Source organism: Candidatus Alkanophaga liquidiphilum (assembly GCF_053996935.1).
The window spans coordinates 1-21,700 of record NZ_JBMXYC010000060.1 but is presented as its reverse complement, the minus strand read 5'-3'; the positions used below and the strand labels follow the sequence as shown (position 1 = coordinate 21,700).

24 protein-coding genes are annotated in these 21,700 nt (G+C 53.2%); 15 read left to right on the top strand and 9 right to left on the bottom strand.

Features of this window, described 5'->3' with window-relative positions:
- Positions 1 to 10: 10 nt before the first annotated feature.
- The 3 genes from ACXJJA_RS07945 (at position 11) to ACXJJA_RS07935 (ending at position 2,506) form a co-directional block, all read left to right on the top strand.
- On the top strand, positions 11 to 1,402 hold the full coding sequence (locus ACXJJA_RS07945) for an acetate--CoA ligase family protein (RefSeq protein WP_456487680.1): 1,392 nt from the start codon (positions 11 to 13) through the stop codon (positions 1,400 to 1,402).
- 136 nt (positions 1,403 to 1,538) lie between these two features.
- Positions 1,539 to 2,063, top strand: a complete 525-nt coding sequence (locus ACXJJA_RS07940; protein WP_456487679.1) for a glycosyltransferase family 2 protein — start codon at positions 1,539 to 1,541, stop codon at positions 2,061 to 2,063.
- The gene (locus ACXJJA_RS07935) at positions 1,970 to 2,506 is read left to right on the top strand and encodes a glycosyltransferase (RefSeq protein ID WP_456487678.1); all 537 of its coding nucleotides are present in this window, start codon (positions 1,970 to 1,972) and stop codon (positions 2,504 to 2,506) included. The genes ACXJJA_RS07940 and ACXJJA_RS07935 overlap by 94 nt, the downstream gene beginning before the upstream one ends.
- 788 nt (positions 2,507 to 3,294) lie before the next feature.
- Here the strand turns inward: ACXJJA_RS07935 and ACXJJA_RS07930 are convergent.
- From ACXJJA_RS07930 to ACXJJA_RS07915, 4 genes are all read right to left on the bottom strand, one after another.
- Positions 3,295 to 4,707 carry an AIR synthase-related protein gene (locus ACXJJA_RS07930; RefSeq protein ID WP_456487677.1) on the bottom strand — a complete coding sequence of 471 codons (1,413 nt, stop codon included), beginning with the start codon at positions 4,705 to 4,707 and terminating at the stop codon, positions 3,295 to 3,297.
- A 197-nt stretch (positions 4,708 to 4,904) separates the two neighbouring features.
- Positions 4,905 to 6,026, bottom strand: a complete 1,122-nt coding sequence (locus tag ACXJJA_RS07925; RefSeq protein ID WP_456487676.1) for a DUF2117 domain-containing protein — start codon at positions 6,024 to 6,026, stop codon at positions 4,905 to 4,907.
- Positions 6,027 to 6,059: 33 nt separating this feature from the next.
- Positions 6,060 to 7,595, bottom strand: a complete 1,536-nt coding sequence (locus ACXJJA_RS07920) for a dihydropteroate synthase-like protein (RefSeq protein ID WP_456487675.1) — start codon at positions 7,593 to 7,595, stop codon at positions 6,060 to 6,062.
- Complete coding sequence (locus tag ACXJJA_RS07915; RefSeq protein ID WP_456487674.1) at positions 7,592 to 8,164, bottom strand: endonuclease dU; 573 nt, start codon at positions 8,162 to 8,164, stop codon at positions 7,592 to 7,594. The genes ACXJJA_RS07920 and ACXJJA_RS07915 overlap by 4 nt, the downstream gene beginning before the upstream one ends.
- 37 nt (positions 8,165 to 8,201) lie before the next feature.
- On the opposite strand from ACXJJA_RS07915, the gene ACXJJA_RS07910 reads away from it, so the two are divergent.
- On the top strand, positions 8,202 to 8,492 hold the full coding sequence (locus tag ACXJJA_RS07910) for a KEOPS complex subunit Pcc1 (protein ID WP_456487673.1): 291 nt from the start codon (positions 8,202 to 8,204) through the stop codon (positions 8,490 to 8,492).
- A 51-nt stretch (positions 8,493 to 8,543) separates the two neighbouring features.
- On the opposite strand, the gene leuS is transcribed toward ACXJJA_RS07910, so the two are convergent.
- Positions 8,544 to 11,483, bottom strand: coding sequence for a leucine--tRNA ligase (leuS, locus tag ACXJJA_RS07905; RefSeq protein ID WP_456487672.1), 2,940 nt, complete (start codon positions 11,481 to 11,483; stop codon positions 8,544 to 8,546).
- Positions 11,484 to 11,534: 51 nt separating this feature from the next.
- On the opposite strand from leuS, the gene ACXJJA_RS07900 reads away from it, so the two are divergent.
- The 4 genes from ACXJJA_RS07900 to ACXJJA_RS07885 all read left to right on the top strand — a co-directional run bounded on the left by ACXJJA_RS07900 (position 11,535) and on the right by ACXJJA_RS07885 (position 15,229).
- Positions 11,535 to 12,332 carry a PAC2 family protein gene (locus tag ACXJJA_RS07900; RefSeq protein WP_456487671.1) on the top strand — a complete coding sequence of 266 codons (798 nt, stop codon included), beginning with the start codon at positions 11,535 to 11,537 and terminating at the stop codon, positions 12,330 to 12,332.
- 128 nt (positions 12,333 to 12,460) lie between these two features.
- Entirely contained in the window at positions 12,461 to 13,276 is an 816-nt protein-coding gene (locus ACXJJA_RS07895; protein ID WP_456487670.1) for an aspartate dehydrogenase, read from the top strand.
- Between the two features lie 6 nt (positions 13,277 to 13,282).
- The gene (locus ACXJJA_RS07890; protein ID WP_456487669.1) at positions 13,283 to 14,071 is read left to right on the top strand and encodes a metallophosphoesterase; all 789 of its coding nucleotides are present in this window, start codon (positions 13,283 to 13,285) and stop codon (positions 14,069 to 14,071) included.
- Between the two features lie 21 nt (positions 14,072 to 14,092).
- On the top strand, positions 14,093 to 15,229 hold the full coding sequence (locus ACXJJA_RS07885) for a tRNA (guanine(10)-N(2))-dimethyltransferase (RefSeq protein ID WP_456487668.1): 1,137 nt from the start codon (positions 14,093 to 14,095) through the stop codon (positions 15,227 to 15,229).
- A 27-nt stretch (positions 15,230 to 15,256) separates the two neighbouring features.
- Here the strand turns inward: ACXJJA_RS07885 and ACXJJA_RS07880 are convergent, their stop codons facing one another.
- From ACXJJA_RS07880 to ACXJJA_RS07870, 3 genes are all read right to left on the bottom strand, one after another.
- Positions 15,257 to 16,252, bottom strand: a complete 996-nt coding sequence (locus tag ACXJJA_RS07880) for a hydantoinase/oxoprolinase family protein (RefSeq protein ID WP_456487667.1) — start codon at positions 16,250 to 16,252, stop codon at positions 15,257 to 15,259.
- Positions 16,253 to 16,321: 69 nt separating this feature from the next.
- Complete coding sequence (locus ACXJJA_RS07875) at positions 16,322 to 16,921, bottom strand: hypothetical protein (RefSeq protein ID WP_456487666.1); 600 nt, start codon at positions 16,919 to 16,921, stop codon at positions 16,322 to 16,324.
- A 14-nt stretch (positions 16,922 to 16,935) separates the two neighbouring features.
- The gene (locus ACXJJA_RS07870; protein WP_456487665.1) at positions 16,936 to 17,406 is read right to left on the bottom strand and encodes a hypothetical protein; all 471 of its coding nucleotides are present in this window, start codon (positions 17,404 to 17,406) and stop codon (positions 16,936 to 16,938) included.
- Between the two features lie 153 nt (positions 17,407 to 17,559).
- On the opposite strand from ACXJJA_RS07870, the gene ACXJJA_RS07865 reads away from it, so the two are divergent.
- From ACXJJA_RS07865 to ACXJJA_RS07850, 4 genes are read left to right on the top strand one after another with little or no spacing between them, the layout of a single operon-like run.
- Positions 17,560 to 17,808 carry a winged helix-turn-helix domain-containing protein gene (locus tag ACXJJA_RS07865; protein WP_456487664.1) on the top strand — a complete coding sequence of 83 codons (249 nt, stop codon included), beginning with the start codon at positions 17,560 to 17,562 and terminating at the stop codon, positions 17,806 to 17,808.
- A 4-nt stretch (positions 17,809 to 17,812) separates the two neighbouring features.
- Positions 17,813 to 18,925 carry a Coenzyme F420 hydrogenase/dehydrogenase, beta subunit C-terminal domain gene (locus ACXJJA_RS07860; protein ID WP_456487663.1) on the top strand — a complete coding sequence of 371 codons (1,113 nt, stop codon included), beginning with the start codon at positions 17,813 to 17,815 and terminating at the stop codon, positions 18,923 to 18,925.
- Positions 18,926 to 18,953: 28 nt separating this feature from the next.
- Positions 18,954 to 19,565, top strand: coding sequence for an L-threonylcarbamoyladenylate synthase (locus ACXJJA_RS07855; protein WP_456487662.1), 612 nt, complete (start codon positions 18,954 to 18,956; stop codon positions 19,563 to 19,565).
- On the top strand, positions 19,552 to 19,686 hold the full coding sequence (locus ACXJJA_RS07850; protein ID WP_456487661.1) for a zinc finger domain-containing protein: 135 nt from the start codon (positions 19,552 to 19,554) through the stop codon (positions 19,684 to 19,686). The genes ACXJJA_RS07855 and ACXJJA_RS07850 overlap by 14 nt, the downstream gene beginning before the upstream one ends.
- 85 nt (positions 19,687 to 19,771) lie before the next feature.
- On the opposite strand, the gene ACXJJA_RS07845 is transcribed toward ACXJJA_RS07850, so the two are convergent.
- Positions 19,772 to 20,107 (bottom strand): hypothetical protein, encoded by a 336-nt coding sequence (locus ACXJJA_RS07845; protein WP_456487660.1) that lies wholly within the window; start codon positions 20,105 to 20,107, stop codon positions 19,772 to 19,774.
- Here ACXJJA_RS07845 and ACXJJA_RS07840 point away from each other — a divergent pair.
- The 3 genes from ACXJJA_RS07840 to ACXJJA_RS07830 form a co-directional block, all read left to right on the top strand.
- Positions 20,100 to 20,273, top strand: coding sequence for a Rossmann-like domain-containing protein (locus ACXJJA_RS07840; protein ID WP_456487659.1), 174 nt, complete (start codon positions 20,100 to 20,102; stop codon positions 20,271 to 20,273). The genes ACXJJA_RS07845 and ACXJJA_RS07840 overlap by 8 nt on opposite strands.
- Positions 20,274 to 20,393: 120 nt before the next feature.
- A complete protein-coding gene (locus ACXJJA_RS07835) occupies positions 20,394 to 21,182 on the top strand; it encodes a hypothetical protein (protein ID WP_456487658.1) in 789 nt (262 codons plus the stop codon).
- Positions 21,183 to 21,238: 56 nt separating this feature from the next.
- A partial coding sequence (locus ACXJJA_RS07830) for an METTL5 family protein (protein WP_456487657.1) occupies positions 21,239 to 21,700 on the top strand: 462 nt, incomplete at its 3' end.

Here is a 21,700-nt window from a genome sequence, read left to right as displayed (position 1 = left end):
GCACAAGCAATTGAAATTATTTTTTGAGCCTCGAGCTGTTGCGTTTGTAGGCATTTCCGCGAAAACGGGAGCCCTTGCGTTCAACGCCCTTGAGAATCTACTGGCATGTGGCTACGAGGGGCGAATATACCCGGTGAATCCGAATGCCGACGACATTTTAGGCTTAAAGGCGTATCCCGACGTCAAGAGCTTGCCGGGGTCCGTGGACCTTGCGGTCATCTCGACGCGGCGGTCCTTGGTTCCAGAAATCGTTAAAGAGTGTGTGGAAGAAGGGATAAGAGCAATAATCATGATAGGGCAAGGCTTTTCGGATGCTGGCGATGAGGAGGGGCGGCAGCTGGAGGAGAAGGTTGTGAGAATTGCGAGGGCTGGTGGCGCAAGAATCCTCGGACCGAACACCATTGGCGTGACGAATCCTTTTTTTAATTTTACAACGTCGTTCTTGAGACAACTACGTATTGAGAAGCTACCTATTGCGCTGATATGTCAGAGCGGCATTTTCTTTGGTGGTTTCTGCGACGGGCTGCGGTTGCTGGGCAAGGGCATTGATATTGGGAATGCGAGTGACGTGGGCGTTGCGGACTGCCTTGAGTATTTCGAAGATGACGAGGACGTGCGGCTCATCGTCGTGCACATCGAGGGCGTTCGCCGCTCAGGCGAGGGACGCCGCATCCTCGAAGTTGCGGGGCGTGTTTCAAAGCGGAAGCCTATAATCGTATTTAAGACGGGGCGTGGGCGGCAGGCGGCGTCCGCAATACGCTCGCACACCGCATCACTCGTTGGCGACGACGATGTCTGGGATGCTGCGTTTGAGCAGTGCGGTGTGCTCCGAGCACGCGACCTTGATGAGCTTCATGACCTCGTACGAGCGTTCTGCAACTTGCTGCCGACGAAAGTCGAAAACGTAGCCATCGTCACACTCAGTGGCGGCATGGGCGTCATGGCGCTCGACGCCTGCGACGAATATGGATTAAGGGCGGCGACGCTCTCTGCGGAAACGCTCCAAAAGCTCAGAGAATTGCTGCCAGCATGGCTTGAGGTTAAGAATCCTGTGGATATATTTCCTGCGATAATGTCAGCAGAGGAGAAAGGTGAAGTTTTGATGCGGAGCGTCGAAGCTGTCTTGTCGGATGAAAATGTTGATGCGCTCTTGTTGGTTGCGGGCACTTGGCTTGAGGTGGTTGCGCCGCCACTTTCCGATGTTTTGAAGGCTGCGGGCGGCTTCGGGAAGCCTGTTATTTGGTGTCCTTATTTGGACTGGGCGTTTAACGTTTCCGTCGAGGACGTGGAGCAAAAGTTAAAAGAAAAGGGTGTGGAGAACGTTGCGGCCCTCCCAACGCCGGAGCGTGCCGTGCGGGCGCTGGCAGCGCTCCAAAAGTATGTGGAATTCAGAAAAAATTAGCTCCAAGGGACTTTTCGCCTACTCCTACAACGTATCACATTAGAGCGTCGTGCGTTTCCGTGAGCCGGTATGATTGCAAAGGGGTTTACGGGAATGAACAGAAAGCTTTTCTTTCTTCAAAACATCTAATCCGTTGATGAACCCCGATTTAGCTCTCGCACTCCTCGGCTTCGGGCTGGCTGGCGTCACTACATACATCTTAACACACCTTAAGCATCTGGAGGCCTTACCTTCAAGTGATGAGTGTGAGGAATATCTGAGGGTATCAATAGTTATTCCAGTTAGGAACGAGGAGGATACTATAAAGGAGTGTCTTGACTCCATCATAAACTTGGATTATCCTGATTATGAGGTCATAGTGGTGGAAGGTAGCTCGACGGATGCTACAAGGCGCATCCTAAAAAGGTACGAAGGGCGCATAAAAATCCTCGACGAAGGCAGGCTCCCAGAGGGCTGGATAGGGAAAAACTGGGCCTGCTACAAGGGATATACGGTGGCTGATGGCGATCTACTTCTCTTCACAGACGGCGATACCATACATAGCACTGATAGCCTTAGAAGAGCTGTATGCGTATTAATGCGGGAAGGGGCTGGGCTCTTAACTTTGATGCCGAAAGCTCGTGTGAGGAGTTTCTGGGAAGCCCTAATACTCCCTTACTAGCTTTCTTAATAATAGTCTACACTAAGGCATGGCGCATAAACAGGGATCTGCATGATGCTTTTGCGAATGGACAATATCTTCTCTTTAGCCGTGGGGTTTATGAAGCAATTGGGAGGCATGAAGCTGTTAGAGATATGCTTGTAGAAGACTACGCGTTGGCGCAATTGGTGAGAAAGCATGGATATAAATTAAGGTTTTACTGGGCGCCTGAAACGCTCAAAGTTCAAATGTATAGAAACTTCACCGAGTTGTGGGAGGGGTGGATCAAAAACATATATCTCGGAATTGGAAATCCATCGTCCGCTGCCCTGGCAATTACAGAAATCATCATATTAGGAGTTGCGCCATTCATCATCACCCTCTATGGTGTCATAACTACAAATCTGGGTATCACTTTACTCGGTGCCCTTCATCAATCCTCATGCTCTGTGCGGGCTTCATAATTCAGAAAGAAGCGGGATCAAAGCCACTCTTGACATTTCTAACACCTGTGGCCATAATCATCGTGGCGACCATAATACTCGTGTCTATGATCTGCTATCACAAGGGGGTAGTTAGATGGAAAGGACGGACATATAAGCCTAAAGTTGTAAGAATACGATAAGCGCCCGCATGCTCCCCTCGGGGAGCAATCTCACACTTTGTTTTCAAGGTTCTTTATTCCTATGGTGTTTTATTCCTTTTCAAATAAGCTTCTCACGAAGCCTAGACCTCATATCCCCTACTATTCCTATTCCTCTCAAGACGCCACGTCCCGTGATTGTAATTACAATATTTAAATATTTTCAGCTCGATCTAATCCGGGATGCCAGCTGGATGTTTGACTTGGACGCTTTCACAGAGAGAGGGAATAAAACCGATATATTTTAAAGACTGAGAATAGGAGAACAGAGAAGAAGGTAGCTTCTTTTGATTTGCCTGCATTTACTCTGCCTAAACTAATCCTCTGTTAGCTACCTAAATTTAATCTACCTTTGCCCGATTTTAGCTCAGCTCAAAAAAGGAAAAATTAGATGTTACGACGCTATGGACGTGGTTGATTGCCCCTCTGGAATAATAGCAACTATAATAACAATAGTTGTTCTCATAATTATTTCACGTCCACTTCCAGAACTCAATGGGATTCCGTCCACGTAGTTCTTGATCGTAGGTATATTGCTTGCTATTATGATCATTGTTGCGGCTATTTCGTCACTTCCGAGAAGATGATAACTCTATTGTTGCTTTTTGCTTATTTCCCTTTTAAAGCTGTTAAAATTCTCTTTTTTTTCTTAATAGCGTTTTCTGCGGCAGCTTTAACCTTCTGCCGCAATTCTTCAAAGTTCTGAGGCTTGCTTTCGCCTACGACCTTCTTGACGGGCGTGTATGCCGACTCTCTAAATCTCGGGACGAAAGGCATCCGTCGTCCGTCGACGATTAACTCGGCGCCTTTGCCCCGTTCGACGAAACCCACCTCATCTATCTCGACGCCGGCGGCGCGCACCGCCCTTTTGACAACGTCCGCAACACCTTCCTCGCAAATCACGAGCAGTGCGTCCAAAGAAACCCCCAAATAATCAATTTGGTGCCGCTCAAGCATTTCTAAAACCTTTGGGTTCGTTAACTTCCTTATTCTATTCTCATAAAATACAAGCTTCACGTTGGAGACCTTTGCGATCTCGTGGGCGTCGCCGCGCACGCCTCCGTTCGTAACATCGGCCATCACATGAATTTTTCCGCTCTTTAAAGCTTCGACCATGTCGTCATCATGCAACAGCGCTTTACATGCGTTTATGAACCTTAGGTTGAGTGTTTCGTAGACGACGTTGAAGTCGCCGTGGTAGAGAGCGGCGGTTGCAACGGTGCCCCCGCCTGCACCTTCGGTCATTAAGATGACGTCCCCCTCCTTCGCATTTTTCCTCGTGAGGATGAAGTCCGCGATACCGACGGCGCCGACGCAGCCGGTCATGCGTTCGCCGATGACGAGGTCGCCGCCGATGCGGAGCGTCGAGCCGGTGATAAGTGGAACGCCTGAAAGCTCGGAGACGACAGAGATTCCAGCAACGTGCTCGAAGATTTTGGCGACGTCGCCGTCGTCCGCAACGTGTATGTCCGAGAAAAGCGCAACGGGCTCCGCTGCCATCACGTAAACGTCTCGAAGCGCTGCACGGGCGACATGGAAGCCAGCAAGGAGCGGGAAATCACTGAGCCGTGAGTGCATGCCGTCCACGGTCACCACCAAGTATTTCGGCGAAGTGGCGTTGCTATGGGCATCGCCGCCTTCAGCGTCATCGCTCACGCCACTGTTGTCGAGTTGCACGACGCCGGAATCGCTGAGGCTTGAGGAATCCACGACTGCGCTTGTCCTCCCTATGATTCCTGCAATCTTCTCATGGACGTAGAAGTCGCCCAAGCCACGGGAGCCGACACCGAACTCTCCCATCATCACGCCTGAAGGTTCGAAGCACAGCACGCCGAGCGGGTCGTCCACCTCGCCGGCACGGAGCGTCGTCCTCGCCTCCTCAAGGATGGCAGCGGCGAGACGTTCAGCATACTCCGCCGGAATTTTCTTAATTTCTATAATGCGGCGGCTCATTTCCGAAATTATCTCAGCCGCAGGGACGCCCTCCCGCAAGCACCGCTTCGCAAAGCCCTCCAAGTCCATACTCCACAATTTAACTCCATTTAAGGCATTTTTTTTGATGAACTGATGCTGACTACTGAGGTTTTATATAAAGTAATCCCAATCGGGCGAGTTTCATCAGGGAGAAGGGCAGTGGAAGGGGTGGATGCTTCCCGTGCGGGTTGAAGTTCGATTTCACTGAGGCAATTAAAATGCTTGGAATTAACGTAACGCCTGTATCATGTCTTCAAAACCGCCTTTATCTTCCCATCGGCAATCCTGACAACCTTCTCTTTTACCTCTTTGAAACTAGCCTCTATTTCGTCTTTGCCGTCAAAGACTTCCGTCTTGATTTTCTCGCCAACGATGTCGTCGCTTTCAGGTTCAAGTCTCAAAACGAAACTACCACTCGGCAAAAATTTCCTGAGGCTCTCGAGGGAACCGTCGTAGCCCTCGACGAGGCAGTCGGCGTCGCCGTCCGTAATCCCGATGATCGGCATGCCAAACCTCTTGAAAATATCGCCGATGATGCACGTTGTGTCGTCGCCGACGGTCACCGCGGCGTCCACGCTTTCTATCCTTGAGAAAACGTGCTCGGCATCGTAAAAGTATGCGACCCTGCGGACTTCCCTCTGTGCTGCCGCTTTCAAGACTCGTGGCGGCGTTGTCCGCCTGAAAACACGAGCGGACTTCACCATTGCACGCTTTAAATCAATTTTGCCAAGCTTCACGAGGTTATGAGCGATGAGCATGCCCCCTCGCAGCTCCACGATTTTCCCCTCCTTTGCAACAATGGTCACGTCGTCGGAGTTAGAAATGCCTATGACGACGCCGTTTACTATTATCTTCTCATCAGGAAGCACGCCACGCACACGGCGTAGCTCTAAGCCGTCTTTACTGATTATATCGTCTGCAAGCAGCTCCGCAGGGGCGATCTCGAAGCCTAAGGGCTCTAAAATACGCAGAAGAGTCTCAAGCTCCGCTGCTTCGGCACGCCACGGTATCAAGCGCCTGCCCTGAAACTCAACCTGCACGAAGTTCGGCACGTTTGCACGCTTGAAGACTTCGGCGCCGAGCGAGATCCCGCTCTCCAGAGTTTTTGCGTGGTTTGCGAAGATTATAAGGTCTGCACCCTCCTCATGGAGGCGTCTGACGACCTCTGACGGGCGTAGGTCCATACTGATGTCGATGACGTGCTGCAAACCCGCATCGATTACGGCGGTTTTCCCGGTAATGCCGCCGAGCGCCGCCCTCACCTCAAAGCCGGAGAGAGCCTCGAGTAGCAGAACAGCCCCACCACCATCTATTACTTCAGGACCATGGAACACCAGCGCTAACCGCTTCATCTTTTCTAACTTCATTTCCTGGCGTGGCAAATAACTCTTCTGCTTGCATTAAAACGTCTCGTCCTGCACGTAGCTTCTCGAAAACCGCAATGAAAGCTCAGCCTTCAAAAGCTCACGCCCGAGATAGGCAGCGTGCTCAAGCGAGGAGACGAGCCCAAACTTTAGAATCGTATCAAGGACATCCTTTGCCGTCTTTCCTTTAATGACGACCTTCGAAGAGTGTTTTGCGTAAATCTCGTCGTCGAACGTTGCTATTTCAAAACAGCCTTTCGGGTCAGGCGTCCACGTTTCGGATGCGTTCGCATTTACAACATTAACGGCGTCGCCGAGAATCAGTCGTCGAAGTTCGGCGTCGGGCGGCGTTCTCCGCCGTTTTTCTTTCACGACGAGCAAATCCAACCCCAAGTCCTTAGGCGGCATGTTGCGACGCCTCGCAAGGAGCGTCATCTCCGCTGCCTGTCGCAACTCTTTAATGCCACCTCTCGTCTTAGGGCTGTGCTCCGTCGTGAAGAGTATGTCGACGTCGAGTTCGGCGGCGACGCATGCGAGCACAGCGTTCACGCCGACAGAATCCGCATCCAGAAGCTCAGTTACGTTCCCCACGCCAAACAACAAAGGCGTCTTTTTGTCCTTCGCTCTGAAAAAATAGTATGTCAACAGCGAGCCCAAAATGCCCCTGCCGACGAGTGGCGGACTCAGCACAGGGTCTGCGATTATTTTGCGAACGCCTATTTTCCTTGCAGTTTTAATGTTCGCTAGCAAGCTTCTTACCCTATCTTCTGCGGATACCAGCTTGTTTTCACCCACGGCATCGGGCTCGTCAGGAATCAAGACGGCAGCAACGTCGTGCGCTGCGACGTGCTCGCTCACAGTCTCCAAATTTTTGCCACTGAGACTCATTATCATATCCACACCAGCATTCAATGCAGCTGCGATTTGTGGCGGCAAGAAGGTATCGATGCTGAGCGGCACGCCGAAGTCAGAGGCGACTCGCACCACCTTTTCCACGTCTGCGGGCTTTGCATCCAGCGGCACACCCAAATCCACGATGTCGGCGCCCTTTTCCACATAGTCCTCAATGCGGCGGCGAAGCTCGGTTTCCTCGAGCCTCGTCGCATCCACCACTTCTGCGCAAATCTTCATGCGTCCGCCGCCTATCTTCAAGCCTTTTATGCTGAAGCTCGCCGTCGCCGCCCTCTCCGCTTCTTCTAACTCCTTAAGCGCCACTTCAAGGCGGCGACTCGCCACAAGCTCGTCGGCGGCGCGCTCGCCCGAAAGCGGCGCGCCCTCCTTAAGTAACGGCAATAAAAGCGGAATGTCATAGGCGTTCTTTGTTCCTTTCCTCGTCGTTGCCACGCCATCCAAAATGCTGAAGTCCGAGCCGCACAAGCCCGATACCAGCACTAAATCGTATTCGTCGTCAAGCGTCTTCAAAAACTCCCTAAGCATCTCAGGCGTGATGAACGCCGCAACATCGACGTCCAAAACGGCGACATCGCATTCCACACCCTCTGCCCTTGCAGCCTTCGCCGCCTCCCTTACAAGCTTTTCCGCTCTCCTTCCGGTTATCAAGAGCACCCTCATAGGATGCCACTCCTCAAAACTGCTCTTGCGAAAATCCTTGCAACTCTTAGTGGTTCTGGGACCTTTCCATGCGTCGTGAACTTGTTTAAGAGCGTTCTTGCTTCTCTGATTGTCATCCCGAGTGCCCGCACGAAGACTGAGTGCCCGTTGCGCAGCCTCACCGGCGTGCGTTCGCCCAAACTTTTGTAAATAGCTACTCGTTGCTCCCAGTCATCAAAGTGCGCTTTAAAGTGTTCTTCAAGCCCTTCCGACGGCTCGTAAGTGACACAGAGCACCGGGATGCCTAAAGCATCATGAACCTTGTTTATGTCAATGATGTTGAACCAGCTGATGATACAACCGTTAAGCATGATGGCGTTGAGGTCGTTTCTTTGAAGCGATTCAAAGATTTGGAGGACGCCCGCTGTTGCATCCATACCGCCTACCGTGATTTTCGTGACGGCGACGCCGTCTATCTGCGAATCAGGGCGCATGACCACGCCCGCCAGCACTGACACGTTGCGACGCCGCACGAAGCTCTCGGCAACGCCGAGCACCCGTATGCCTCTCTTGCTTAAGTGAAGTTCCATCTTAAGATTTAAGGCGGGAGACGAGAAAAAAGCATTGATGCTTGCAGAGTTCGAAGTGAGCTTCAACGAGGACGAAGACGGTAAGGAGCTTGCGAGAATAATTTACGAGGCGGTGCGTAAGGAAGCTGAGGAGCCGCTGCGGCGGGCGAGCGTCACGCTCTCGCTGGAGATTAGCAAGGGCGAAGACGAAGAGAAAAAAAGCACGCCTTGCATTCTTATTCGCATCCACGCCGACGACATCGTCATGCTCAGGGCGCTTTCCAATACTTGGCTCAGGTTGATAAAAACGTCAAAAGAGGCTTTAGACGTGATTCGTAATAGTAGCTAAAAATTACCGCCATTTTGAACTGGTGCATCCACGACATAACTCCATGACATTTCAGGCAACCACGAAAATCGCAGGTCTTGTGGGCATTGCCGCCTTGCTTTTGCCCTGCGGGTCGAGCTTTTTGCGTTCGTCGCCGCTCAGCCCCTCAAGTTCCTCAGCCTCGTAAATCTTAAACTCGCATGAGAACTCCCTCTCAAAGAATTCTTTCTCCTCCAAAAACAACTTCTTCTCATCTATTTCAAAGAAATCCTTCTTCTCCATTCCCTTATCCTTAATCAGCTCCACTGCCTTCCTCACGAAGTCCGCAGTCTCCTTACCTCGCAGCCGCATCTCTTCCGCTCTCATCACTATGGGCATTACTTCCCTAAGCCCCTTACCCGCCTTTACTTCGTTTAAAATCTTCGAGAACGCTCGCCTCTTCCATTCAGGTGTCACATACAAAATGATTTTCTGCGGCTTCACGTTTATGACTCTCAGAATTTCGGAAATGTCGTCGCAGACCCACTCTATAAGCTCCTCGGCAGCCTCTGCTTTTTTGTCCACGAGTGTTTCGTCGACCTCTGGGAACGGCGCAAGCGACACGTAGCCCTCACGCTCGGAAAAGCCCCAACGCTCCCAAACCTCCTCGCAGACGTGCGGGATGAAGGGCGCGAGCAGCCGCACCCAAACATGAAGCAGCTTCTTCAATATCCACTTCGCTCCCTCCCTCTCGATAGACGTTCGCTTCCTATACCAACGTAGGTCGCCGTCAATCTCGTAGTAAGCGTGCTGTAACGCCCTCCTGCACTGGAAGTTTTCTAACGCCTCGTTTACCTCCTTAACGTGCCTCTGAAGCTTGCTTAGCAGCCACCTGTCTATGCTTTTTAACTCTATTTCCCTCTTTGCCTCCTTTAAGCTCTTTCTGAAATCCACAGCGCACTCCATGTCAATTACCTCATTGGCGAAGCTCAGAAATCGCTCTATCTGCCTTCTCGTTGAGAATACAAGCTCGTCACGCCAGTCGAAGTCCTGCCACGGCTCCGCAGCGCCTATGAGGAACATGCGGACGGCATCTGCTCCGTATTTCTCGATGGCATCTTTCAGGAGGACAACGTTGCCTTTCGAGCTGCTCATCTTACGTCCTTGGAGCGTCGCCATCCCGAAGACCACCATGCCTCTCGGCCAGAGGTTTTCCGGGAAGATTGCGACGTGATGGAAAAGCTGGAACGTCAGGTGGTTCCCGACGAGGTCTCTCGCCGAAAGCCGGTAGTCGTAGGGATACCAATACAAAAACTCCCTACGCATCTCGTCAAGCAACCTCAGCTCCTCATTGCTCAGCTTTTTCCTCTTCTCCTCAGGAAGCGAAGCTCCCAAAAATATGTAGTCAAACACCTCGGGCTCCAGAATTTCAGGACGCAATTCACGTAGCTTGTATGAGATTGTGTAATACGCCATGTAGATAGTGGAATCGCTGAGCGGCTCGATAATCCATTCTTTATCCCAAGGCAAGTTCGTGCCGAGTCCGATTCTACGGGTGCACGCCCACTCTCTTAGCCACTCCACGACTTGCTTGAACTCTGCAAAAATCTCGGGCGGCACCACGTTCATCCTCGACAAGCACGCGCGCACCTGATCTTTCCATGCTTCGTCGCTGTAGTCCAAAAACCATTGGTCCTTCAGCACCGAAATTACCACGGGAGTGTTGCACCTACATACCACGGGACGCTCGCTGAACTCATACATCAACGCAGCCTTGCCGTCCGCAAGAAGCGTCTCCTTCACGGTTTCACGGGCGTCTTTCACCGACACGCCTGCTAACCCCATCGCATCAACCTTCATCCGCCCCTTGTTGAACTCTGCGGTGTAAAGCTCGGTGGTGGCGTCTTCGAGCCGTTTGTCGTTCTGGTTTTCGATGCCCATCCTCATGACGACAGTCTCTGCGGGTATTTCGCCGTAGCCCTCAATCTCGATTATCGGGATAGGCAAAACGTTCAAGTATTTGCCCTGCCTATGCAAATCTCGGAGAGCGGCAAAGTCGAACGGCGCGTGCGCAGGCACACTCATCACGACACCCGTCGCAAAATCAGGGTCAACAAAGCTTGCGGGCAAGATTTTCACGGTGCGTCCATCAACCACGTTCAACGCTTGCCTGTCCACGAAGTCCGAGCCTCCCACCCGCCCCTCCACTTCCACCTCGTAGCCTTGATTTTTCAACTTCTCAGCGGCAGGCTCGCTCACCAACCAACGCTCAAACTCCCCAGAACCCCTCTTAACCTTAGCAATTACGTAAGAAGCCTCATCATTTATCCAAAGGTTAGTGACGCCGAAAACGGTTTCGGGACGTAAGGTTGCAGTCGGCAAGATAAGCTCCTCACCCTCAAGGACGAATTTTAGCAACACAAACTCATTAATGCTGGCACCCTCGCCCGCAAGGAGGTCGTGGTCGCCGACTGGATTCTTGCACGACGGGCAGTATCTTATCGGATGCTCGCCCTTAACAACATAGCCCCTCTCGCGGAGCTTCAAAAACTGCCATTCTATGAATTTTTTATAGTGCTGGTCCACGGTGGTGAAGCGCCGCCGCCAATCAATGGAGTAGCCGAGGGCGTCCATGACCTCCTTATACTCATTGCTGAAATACGAGACGATTTCATAGGGGTCAGAAAACTTCTTTAACGTCTCCTCCGGAACCTTATACAAATCTCGGTAAAGCCTTATGGCGTCAGGGTCGTTTTTTGCGATTCTTCGTGCGATGCCAATGACCGGCGCACCAGTGACGTGAAACGCCATGGGGAACAGCACGTTCCGCCCCTTCATCCGCTGGAAGCGGGCAATGACGTCAGGAACCGTGTAGGTGCGCCCGTGCCCAACATGCATCGCCCCCGACGGGTAAGGGTATGCGACATTCACGTAGAACTTTGAAGCGTCGTCACGCACGTGCGCCTCGTAAATCTTGTGGTGCTGCCAGCGGCGCTGCCATTTTTTTTCTACCTCGATGGCGTCAATGCCCATCTATTATGCTACGGGTTTAGAATATTTAAATGGGTAACAAATGTTGGAACGATGGAGAAGAAAATAGACTTCTTAAAAGTGAGGATAGAGCTGGAAAAGGAATTGCCCCAATTAGAGAAGCCAGTGTTCGTGCAAGGGTTAGGCGGCTTGGGCAACGTCGGCATGCTCGCCGCCACGCACTTGATAAGGGAGTTAGATGCGATAAAACTTGCTAATGTATATTCGCCGTATTTTGTTAGAGCTACATCGCCCCTCCCTGGAATAATGTATGCGGATGGCGTCGTGGAACTTTTAAAAGACGAGATTTATTACGACCCTGAGGAGAGTCTCATGATTTTCGTCGGACCTTACCAGGGCAGCACGCTGGAATCCTACTACATGTTTGCGGAGGTCATTCTTGACTTTTGTGCCAAGTGCGGCGTTCGCCGCGTCTTCACTCTCGGAGGCTACGGCACCGGTCGCCACGTCGCAGAGCCGAAAGTCTATGGCGTCGCCACCGACGCCCGCCTCGTCGAGGAGATAAAAAAGCACGGCGTCCACGTGGAGCGGGGCTACCACGGTCCGATAACCGGGATGGCGGGACTCCTCCTCGGGCTCGGCAAGGAGCGTGGCTTCGAGGGCGTTTGCCTCCTCGGCGAGACGCACGGCGAATACCCCGACCCAAAGGCGGCAAAGGCGGTATTCAAGGCGCTAACGAGTATCCTTGGCATAAAAGCCAGCACTGATGCGCTTGATAAGGAGATAAAGATTATAGAGGAGGAAATGCGAAGGATGGCAGAGCAGGAAAGAAGGGGGGAGCAAAGACCTACGTTCATGCCGTTTGATGACAGGTATGTGGGTTACGTTTAGCTTTACACTCGCATGGGCTAAGGAGCATAGCGGCTCTACCATTGGTAGCAAAACTATGCGCTTGTGTTGCGGTCTGCTACCGAGGTGAAAAAGAAAAGAAAGTAGCTTTAATGGAAAAATAAAGGGAAATGAGAGTGGGCATTATTGGCTGTGGCGCCATAGGAACGGAGATAAGCAGAGCTGTGGATGAAGACGGGCGTATGGAGCTTGTCTTCTTGGTGGACAGGCATCCCGAGCGGGTGGAAAAGCTCTGCGGCATGCTCAGGAAGAAGCCCAAGTTCATTAAGTTTAGTGGTGAGGGATTTGAAGAGCTTTTACCGCACATAGATTTGCTCGTGGAGTGTGCGTCACAGTCTGCGGTCTGTGAGTTCGTGCTTCCAGCGCTAAGGGCGGGGAAGGATGCCCTGATTTTAAGCGTCGGCGCCTTAGTGGACGCAGAGCTGCTTGAGGAGGTGGAGCGGCACGCTAAGGAGAAAAATTGCCGTGTTTACATTCCCTCGGGGGCAGTCGTTGGGATAGACGGCTTGAAGTCAGGGGGTATCGGTAAGATTCATTCTGTCCGCCTACGCACGAGGAAGCCGCCGTGCGGCTTCGAGGGCAACAAGCACGTGAATTTTGAGGAGCTGAACGAGGCGAGCGAGCCGAAAGTCCTGTTCCGAGGAAGCGCAAAAGAAGCGGTGCGGCTGTTCCCCGAAAACGTGAACGTTGCAGCATCCTTAAGCCTTGCGGGCATCGGCGTCGAGAAGACTGAGGTAGAAGTCGTCGCCGATCCCACGATTGACAAGAACATCCACGAGGTCGAAGTCCGTGGCGAATTCGGGAGGTTCGTGACGCTTGTCGAAAACGTGCCGTCGCCGTCGAACCCCAAGACCAGCTATCTTGCGGCGCTCTCCGCCATCGCAACCCTCAAAGGCATCGTCTCAAACGTAAGGGTCGGAACATAGCTTGTAATGCAGGCTGAGATAGGAGAGGAAATAGAAATAATCGGCGGCTACCCCGCTTTATACTTGCGGGATAGCGACGCCGTCTGCATTGCGGACCTCCATTTAGGCTACGAGGAGGCTTTAGCTGAAAGCAGCGGCATTACGATGCCGAGTCGGCAACTCGAAGAGGTGAAAAGGCGGCTGCTCGCAGTTGCCGCCACAGTGCTGGAATGCAAGGCAGAAGCCTGCAGCGGGGGAGAGAAAATCTCGAAGCTGATAATAAATGGCGACCTGAAGCATGTTTTTTCAAGGGCGAGCTTTCAGGAGTGGCGGGAGGTCCCGATGTTCATGGAGTTTGCGTCCAGCCTTTTCGAGGAGATAATCTTGGTGCGGGGGAACCACGACACGAAGCTCTCGCCGTTGCGCCGCCACGCCGTAAAGGTCGTAAGTTCGCACACCGAGGGCGACACTCTTCTCTCGCACGGACACCTCACATTAAATGCTGAAAACTTCGAAAACGTGATAATCGCACACGAGCATCCTGTGCTCGTTCTGGGTGACCGCGTCGGCGCTAGAGTGAAACTCCCGTGTTTTCTACGAGGTGCCCTCGACAACGCAAACCTGATAGTGATGCCGGCGTTCTCCCCGCTCGCCGGCGGCACGCCCGTGAACCTTGCGAGTGCTGAAGAGCTTTTATCGCCGATATTAAAGGAGATAGGTCTGGAGGAGATGGAGGTCTTCGCCGTGGATGAGGAGGCTGGAGTCCTGAGTTTCCCAAGGCTCAAGGAGTGGCGGGCAGTGTCCCTGCGGCTTTAGCCTAAAATGCGGGCGGAATTCTTGCTTAAGCAGGAAGGAACCACGAAGCTAAAGGTTCCGGCGGAAATAAAGCGTTCAGCATTCTATAATCCGAAGATGGAGCTTTGTCGGGATGTGGATATTGCCTGCCTTGCCGCATTCTCACGCATCGCTCCTAAAAAAGAGCGCAGATACGCAGACGCGCTTGCGGGGACGGGTGTGCGAGGTGTTCGTGCTGCGAACGAGCTTGGCATCGCCGCCGAGATAAATGACCTTAGCGCTGAAGCTTACATGCTCATAAATGAAAACATCAAGCTTAACAATGTGGAGAGACTTGCGAGGGCACACAACAAGGACGCTAACGTCTTCCTTTCCGAGCGCCGCTACGAAATCGTGGACCTGGACCCCTTCGGCTCGCCGGTCCCATTTCTTGACTCAGCGTGCCGCAGCGTCACCGAACTCTTGCTCGTCACCGCTACGGACACTGCGCCGCTCTGCGGCGCTCACCCCGCAGGCACGAGGAAATACGAAGCGAGACCGCTGAAGACCGAATACCACCGGGAGATGAGCGTCCGCATCCTGCTCGGCACCGTAATTCGAAGGCTGGCGGCGCACGAGAAAGCGGCGACGCCGCTCCTTGTATATGCAAAAAAGCACTTCATCCGCCTCGTGCTGAGAGTTGAGCGGGGCGCACGGCAGGCTGATGCATCATTAAAACAGCTCGGCTTCGTCGCCCACTGCTTTGGCTGCGGCAACCACCTCCTTTTCAATTGCAAGGACTTCTTAGAGTTTAGAGGGGCGGGGCGCTGCTCTCATTGCGGCAGCAGGATGAAGGTCGCAGGTCCGCTCTATTTAGGCTCAATAAAGAACAAAACGTTCTGCGAGGAAGCTCTACACGCAGCAAATAGGTTTGAACTCGGTATGAAAAAGCAAGTCGAAAAAATCCTTAAGACGAGTAGGGACGAGCTTGACATCCCTTTCTACTACGAGCATCATGCGTTATGCAAACGGCTTAAAATCACTCCTCTGCCTTTAGTGTCCGTTTTAGAAGCTTTAAGGGCTGCCGGCTTCTCAGCATCGAAAACAGTATTTTCTGACACCGGCTTCAAGACGGACGCGAACATCAAGGAAATACATGAAGTTCTGACCTGTTCAGAGCATATGCCCCCTCATTTTTGACAAAAGCTAACTTTCGAGCTAAGGATTTCAGAGTTCCAGCAGTCTCGCCGTCGCGTATGCCGGGAACACTTTTGATATTTCTTTGCCAAAAACCTCCGAGATCGAGGTGCGTTTTAGGTTGAGGCGACGAGCCGCCTCCGCAACGAGGAACTCGCCGACGCCAGCGGAGACGACCGTGCGCAGTTGAAAACGCCTGCTCAGCCACCTCATACTCTCCATCAGCTCGTTTAGCTGCGCCTCCCTCGCTTGCCTTGCGACCTCCAAAATTTCCCCCTTACTTAATTCCTCAAGGTCGCAGCAGAGCAACCTTGCAAGCCGCCGTAGTGCTGCGGTCTCGCTCTTAGCGTCAGCGTTGTCGGTGTATGCGTAGCCGTCAGGGCATTCGCAGGTGTAGTCCGCATGCCGCAAATCGCCTAAAAGGAGATAAACGTCGGCAGCAACTGCAAAAAGCTCCGCTGAGATTTTATAGCGGCGCCGCTGTAGCCGCACCTCCCGCAGAATCGTGGCAACGCTTGTCCTGAGGACGCCGCTATAAATAAGCTCACCGGTCCGCAAGCGTTCCAAGTCGGACTTCCAGCTCATGCCCTCTTTAACGGGAAGGATGTCGGTGGTCGTGCTGCCGACGTCCACGAAGAGCGTTTCTCCGAAAGTGCGGCGGACGAGCGTGGCAGACGCCAGCCAATTCGTCGAAGCGAAGGAAGGCTCGTCGCCCTCATCTATTTCTCTAAAGTTGCCGCTTTTATCGAAGAACAGCGCTTCGGGGAACGCCGAGCGGACAACGCTCTCGATATAGCGGACGCCCTCCCGCTTAGTCCTGAAGCAATCGCAGAGCTCGCCAGTCATCACTACGCCTACCATCTCTACCTCGCCGAACCGCTCCTCCACCTCCGCCCGCAACTCCAACAACGTCCGCCGCAGCTCCTCCTTCTTTCTCCAAAGCGGCAAATACACTGACTCCACGAACTCCCCGCCAGAGGAGGCTACCTTCGTGTTCGCACCGCCCACGTCTATGCCAAGAATCATATTTTCAGATTGACCGCTTAGAATTAACTGGTATTATATCTCCCACTGCCAGTCACCCTATCCCGTCGCCTAAAGTCTCTTCTGGTAGATTCGAGAGGCAACGCCAAGAACGGCAGCGAGCACCGCCGCCACGAATGCGAGCGTGAGCGTCATGCGGACGGGGGCGGAGAAGCGGGCGTTCGCCAACTCGATGACGACGCTGCCCTCGCCATAAAAGTAAGGCAAGGCGCTTCGTAGCTGGAGCGGGGCGCCGCCCATTAAGGCGCCGAAAGCCTCGGAGGAATAATTTAGGAGCACGATAAGGAAGAACAACGCCGCAACGAACGCCATAACGAGCCAGAGGAGCTTTCTTGCGCTGAAGAGGACAAGCGTTTCCGCAGCCGTCGCTCGCCGTTCTGAGGCGGTGAGGATCGAGCCTACGAGGAGAAGCATGCCCAAGTAAACGACGACGAGCTTGAGCGCAAGGCAAATCCACCAGAACAGTGGCGAGTGCACCACCTCACTGCCAAAGAACCACACCTCCACCTCAAACGGTGACACCGCTATGATTACGGCTCTGTCGCCAAGCGTGAGCCGCCACCACGCACCCATGAGCGGCAAAGCCAGCGTGAACAAACCCGCAACTACTCCCAGCCAGTTTATTCTACGCCACACCTTTTCCTCAGACATTAAAATCCCCTAATTCATTCCCACACTTCCAGAATTATCCCACTAACGTTTATCTTCATGGATGCGCTGCGAAGCGTCAACTGCTCTGAGGATTTGGCGTTTTCAAGAGCTTCTGCTGGTAGCTTCCCTTCCAGCCGCAAATTAGCCGAGCCTTTTGCTGGAACTTCAACGGCATTCGGCAGACTCACAACGCTCGTGCTTTCTCCTACGGCAACTTCCACCGAAAGCTCTTCTACCTGCACGGGCACGCTCAGCAGCGAATTCAACTTCAGCTCAAGAACGAATGTCCCATCTTCAGAGAGTTCGAAGCTCGCAACTTCCAAAAATTTCGCTTCGGCGTCGAGCTTGAAAGGCATGAGCCGCTTTACAGTCTTTGTCAGATCTTCGGGAAAAAGAGCTGCCCGCCAACCATGCGTTGCGAACGCCGCCACAATGCACATGATTAATACGACCGTTGGAGCGGTAGAGAGGACGGCTTTTAGCATCACACCAACATGATTCTCTAACTTTATAAATCGTTTGCGAGCTGCCCCTCGACAGCATAATCTCCATACGCGCCGCATCCAAGCGATGGGCAACAACCACAAACCGAAAAGCTTAATTACTTATTAACATTAAACTCAACAAGGAGCTTAAGGATGCACGGAGCCGTCGGGAGCGGGGACGTGAAGAAGCGAATCATGAAATTGCTGGCGAACGAGGCGCAGCCGATGACAATTTCGGAGATTGCAAAGAAAGTGGGCGTGAGCTGGGCGACTGCGAAAACGCACGTGCTTGAGCTGTCGCAAGCGAATTTGTTGAAGGTGAAGAAGTTCGGGCGCAACTGGATAGTGTGGAAAGAGTTTGAGAAGCGGGAGCGGAGGACGTGCTCCGTGTTTAAGAGGTGAGAAAATGGTGGAGGAGAAAGGGAACATTACCGACCTTGAGTCGAAAGTGGTGTATGCGGACCTTTGCTGCTACTGTGGCGCCTGTGGGGCGTTCTGCCGTGAGTATATCACGTATGAGGACGAGAAGCCGACGACGAAGGAGAAGTGTTACGAGTATCACGGCGCCTGCTACGATTTCTGCCCGAGGACGTTCTTCGCACCGTTCGACGTCGAACGTGCGGTCTTCGGCGAAGTCCGCAAAGACAACGTGCTCGGCTACTACAAGGAGATCCTGACAGCGAGGGCAAAAGACCCCGAAATCCAAAAGCGGGCGCAGGACGGCGGCGTCGTCACCGCGCTCCTCTCCTACTTGTTGGAGAGTGGGAAAATAGACGCTGCAGCGGTGGCGAAGACCGCTGAGAGCGACGCTTGGAAGCCGGAGCCCTTCGTCGCAACGAGTAAGGATGACGTCCTTGCGGCAGCAGGCTCGAAATACACACAGTGCCCCGTGCTGCTCGGCGTCGGCGACGCAATACTCGACGGGAAGAAGAGCTTGGCGCTCGTCGGACTTCCGTGCCACGTGCAAGCGATGCGCAAGATTCAACTTTCCGAGAGCTTCGACGTCGGCGCTGACAAGGTCACGGCGGTCATCGGGCTCTTCTGCATGGAAACCTTCGACATGGAAGCGCTGAAGCAGAAGCTCGCCGAGATTGATGTGAAGATTGAGGACGTGGAGAAATTCAACATAAAGAAGGGCAAGTTCCTGATAACCGTGAAAGGCGAGGAGAAGAGCATCCCTATAAAGGACATGAAAGGAGCAATGCGCCCCGCCTGCCGGGTCTGCTACGATTTCGCTGCAGAGTTCGCAGACGTGAGTGTCGGTAGCGTTGGCTCCGAGCTCGGCTGGAACACTGTGATTGTGCGCAGCGAGCGTGGTGCGGAACTTGTGAAGGAAGCCGTCGAGAAAGGATATCTGGAGACACAGCCGCTCTCTGAGGAGGGAATAAATGCGGTGAAGACGCTCGCCACCCGGAAGAAGAAGGAGAACATGAAGAACATAGAGGCACAAGCGGGCAAGCTCAAGCTGCTGAACATGCTCGTCGAGCCGGAGCTGCTCTCGTTGCTCCTCCTCGAATAATTTATTTTTTCTTTTTCGAACTCGAGTGATGCGTAAGCTGCAGGGCGACGAGCTGGTAAAAAAAGCTGTTAAGGCTATAAAAGCCGGCAACCTCGTAATATACCCAACGGAAACCGTTTACGGCATTGGAGCTGATGCATTTTCTAAGAGCGCCATAGTGAAGGTTTACGAGGTGAAAGGGCGGGATTTCCGCTCACCGATTTCCGTAGCGGTTTCTGACTACGAGATGCTGGAGGAGGTCGCCATCGTGGAAACGGCGGAGGAAGAATTCTTCATAAAGCAGCTCTTGCCAGGACCTGTGACGCTGCTTCTGCGGCGCCGCCCCTCACTCCCAGATATCCTCACGGGGGGCTCCGAGCTTGTCGGCGTGCGGCTCCCCGAGCACGAGCTGGCACGGAAAATAATAAATGCTACGGGTCCGATAACCTCAACGAGCGCAAACATTTCAGGAAGGAAGCCGCCGACTCGCATTGAGGAGGTCGATGAGGGACTGCGACGTAAGATTCACGTCGTCATAGATGGTGGCATTTCCAAATACGGAAAGCCCTCGACCATCGTCGACCTCAAGTCCAAGAAAATAATAAGGAGGGGAGCAGGTTATGGAAAAGCACTGCATCTCTTGCAACGTGAGGCTCGTTGAACGTGGCTTTACGACGTTCCTGTGCCCGAACTGCGGCGAATACGAGATTCGAAGATGCGTGCGTTGCCGAAAGCTCAGTAACCCCTACGTATGCCCACAGTGTGGCTTCGTTGGTCCTTAGCTTAGCTTAGGCATTACAGCACGAAGTCCCACTCTACGCGGTCCTCGCTCACGAATCTGATTTCCGGCTCGTAGAGCATGACGTGCTAGCGGGCGTCGAAACTTACGGGAAGGGTGGGAAGCTTCAGCCGCAGCATGAACGTCCTATCGAAGCCTGCGGGTAACGTTAGCCGCCCAACGAGCAGCGTCCCTGTTGAGCCCGCATTCTGGAGCTTCGAAGTTTCAGACGAGTGGCACTGCGGCTCCTTTAGATTTCTCAGCGTGAGCAGTCGGCGGATATCTCGACGCTCGTCTTCAGCAAGTTCCCGTTCGTGGGCGAGCTGAAGGCTGAGAAAGGACGTTTTCAAGAGGCGCCGCGCGAGGGCACGCTCCCGGACGCTGCCGCTGTGCGCCTCGTCGTCCTGCAGCGCTTTCGTGAACAAGACGTTGCAGGAACTCCTTGAGCTGAGCGGCGGCTTCACCGTAGTCGCCGGCCCGAGCACGCCCCTTTCCAAGATCCTCTTCGAATACGGCGCCGATGTCCTCGCCGGCATCAACACGAACGCCGCTCATCTCAACGACGTGATAAGGCGGCGCAGGAAGAGCTGAATGCCTGCCTGTGTCTCTGTGTCTCATAAAGTGAGAGAGAGAAAAGCGCATACCAACGCTCTTTGCGGAAGGCGGCGCCTTCCGTTACTATCAAATTTTACCGTCTCACAAATAGGAATAATGGTAACCGTAGCCGAAGTCAACGAAGTATTTGAGAAACAAGGTTTAAAGATAAAGCTGCCGTATCCGGCGGACTGGGAGGTCGCTGACATAAAAATCGTGGAGAAGAAGGAGTTTGCGAACGTCGTTCGGGTGCTGCTGGCGTTGCGGCTCATCGACAGCGAAGGTCGAGAAATTTCCGACCTTTATTACGGAGAGAGCGAGGTGAAGCGGGAGCCGAAAGTGAAGCGGGTGGTTGAGCCATTGGAGGGGCTGAAGAAGGAGTTGCTGCCAGAGCGGGAGTCCGTGAGCTTTGAAAGCGAGGGGGATGCCCTTCAATATCTAAAAAACGCATTTTCGCATCTGCTTATGGACAAAGGCTACACGCTCGTTGCCGATAAAGAGGAAAGCAAGCACGTTGACATCTACGCGGAGAAGGGGCGCCGCAAATTTTTTGCGAGCGTAGGTTTGCGAGCGGATGAGACTCTTGCGAGTATTGGCGAGCGGATGATAGAGCTTCGGGGGAAATACGGCGGCGAGCATGACTACGCCGTCGTTGTCCCAGCTTTCCAAGAGCAGTTCGGCGTCACGCTTAACGACTTCGAAAACTGGCTTACAAGCTCCGGCGATCGCCTCACAAGATACAAAATCGGCGTCTACGCCGTGGACAACAAAAACCCGAACATCATATATCCGTTGACGGCATATCCGAAGGAGCGAGACCTGATGGTTTACTTCATGCGGACAACGAGGCACTGGGAAATGATGAAGGAGCAGAGGATGCTAAAGAGGCGGGCTTTTAAGAGCTGAAGCGAGACGCAAGGCTTATGTAGCTCGCACTCGGCGAGCAGCGGCAGTGCAGCCGGATGAGGAAAAAGGAGCTTGAAATAATTTTAGAGGGGGTTGAGGACCTAAGCGAGGCGGACGTGCGTAGCGAGCAGTATATGACGCCTGCAGTGGTGGCGGCGGAGCTCCTACACTTCGCATTCATGCGTGGCGAGCTAAGCGGTGTTGTTTACGATCTCGGCTGCGGTACCGGCATCCTTGCCATCGGCGCAAAGTTGCTTGGCGCAAAGAAAGTCGTCGGCGTGGACAAAGATGCCCGCTGCATCGAGGTTGCGAGGAAAAACGCAAAGAAGCTTGGCGTCTCCGTCGAATTTCTGTGTTGCGACGTTCGAGACGTGCGAGCGATGGCAGCGGACGTCGTTGTGATGAACCCTCCTTTTGGCGCCCAGCGCAGCAACAGGCGGGCGGACCGCATCTTCCTCAAAAAAGCGCTTGAAATTGCACCCATCGTCTATACCATACATAACGCAGGCTCCGAACCT

Excerpts from the sequence above, each read along its gene's own strand:
- ACXJJA_RS07940 (WP_456487679.1), top strand. The coding sequence starts at position 1,539 with ATGAACCCCGATTTAGCTCTCGCACTCCTCGGCTTCGGGCTGGCTGGC.
- ACXJJA_RS07920 (WP_456487675.1), bottom strand. The coding sequence starts at position 7,595 with ATGAGGGTGCTCTTGATAACCGGAAGGAGAGCGGAAAAGCTTGTAAGG.
- ACXJJA_RS07880 (WP_456487667.1), bottom strand. The coding sequence starts at position 16,252 with ATGATTCTTGGCATAGACGTGGGCGGTGCGAACACGAAGGTAGCCTCC.
- ACXJJA_RS07930 (WP_456487677.1), bottom strand. The coding sequence starts at position 4,707 with ATGGACTTGGAGGGCTTTGCGAAGCGGTGCTTGCGGGAGGGCGTCCCT.
- ACXJJA_RS07895 (WP_456487670.1), top strand. The coding sequence starts at position 12,461 with ATGAGAGTGGGCATTATTGGCTGTGGCGCCATAGGAACGGAGATAAGC.
- ACXJJA_RS07915 (WP_456487674.1), bottom strand. The coding sequence starts at position 8,164 with ATGGAACTTCACTTAAGCAAGAGAGGCATACGGGTGCTCGGCGTTGCC.
- ACXJJA_RS07935 (WP_456487678.1), top strand. The coding sequence starts at position 1,970 with ATGCGTATTAATGCGGGAAGGGGCTGGGCTCTTAACTTTGATGCCGAA.
- ACXJJA_RS07870 (WP_456487665.1), bottom strand. The coding sequence starts at position 17,406 with ATGCTAAAAGCCGTCCTCTCTACCGCTCCAACGGTCGTATTAATCATG.
- ACXJJA_RS07890 (WP_456487669.1), top strand. The coding sequence starts at position 13,283 with ATGCAGGCTGAGATAGGAGAGGAAATAGAAATAATCGGCGGCTACCCC.
- ACXJJA_RS07855 (WP_456487662.1), top strand. The coding sequence starts at position 18,954 with ATGCGTAAGCTGCAGGGCGACGAGCTGGTAAAAAAAGCTGTTAAGGCT.
- ACXJJA_RS07910 (WP_456487673.1), top strand. The coding sequence starts at position 8,202 with ATGCTTGCAGAGTTCGAAGTGAGCTTCAACGAGGACGAAGACGGTAAG.
- ACXJJA_RS07835 (WP_456487658.1), top strand. The coding sequence starts at position 20,394 with ATGGTAACCGTAGCCGAAGTCAACGAAGTATTTGAGAAACAAGGTTTA.
- ACXJJA_RS07865 (WP_456487664.1), top strand. The coding sequence starts at position 17,560 with ATGCACGGAGCCGTCGGGAGCGGGGACGTGAAGAAGCGAATCATGAAA.
- ACXJJA_RS07925 (WP_456487676.1), bottom strand. The coding sequence starts at position 6,026 with ATGAAGTTAGAAAAGATGAAGCGGTTAGCGCTGGTGTTCCATGGTCCT.
- leuS (WP_456487672.1), bottom strand. The coding sequence starts at position 11,483 with ATGGGCATTGACGCCATCGAGGTAGAAAAAAAATGGCAGCGCCGCTGG.
- ACXJJA_RS07875 (WP_456487666.1), bottom strand. The coding sequence starts at position 16,921 with ATGTCTGAGGAAAAGGTGTGGCGTAGAATAAACTGGCTGGGAGTAGTT.
- ACXJJA_RS07860 (WP_456487663.1), top strand. The coding sequence starts at position 17,813 with ATGGTGGAGGAGAAAGGGAACATTACCGACCTTGAGTCGAAAGTGGTG.
- ACXJJA_RS07900 (WP_456487671.1), top strand. The coding sequence starts at position 11,535 with ATGGAGAAGAAAATAGACTTCTTAAAAGTGAGGATAGAGCTGGAAAAG.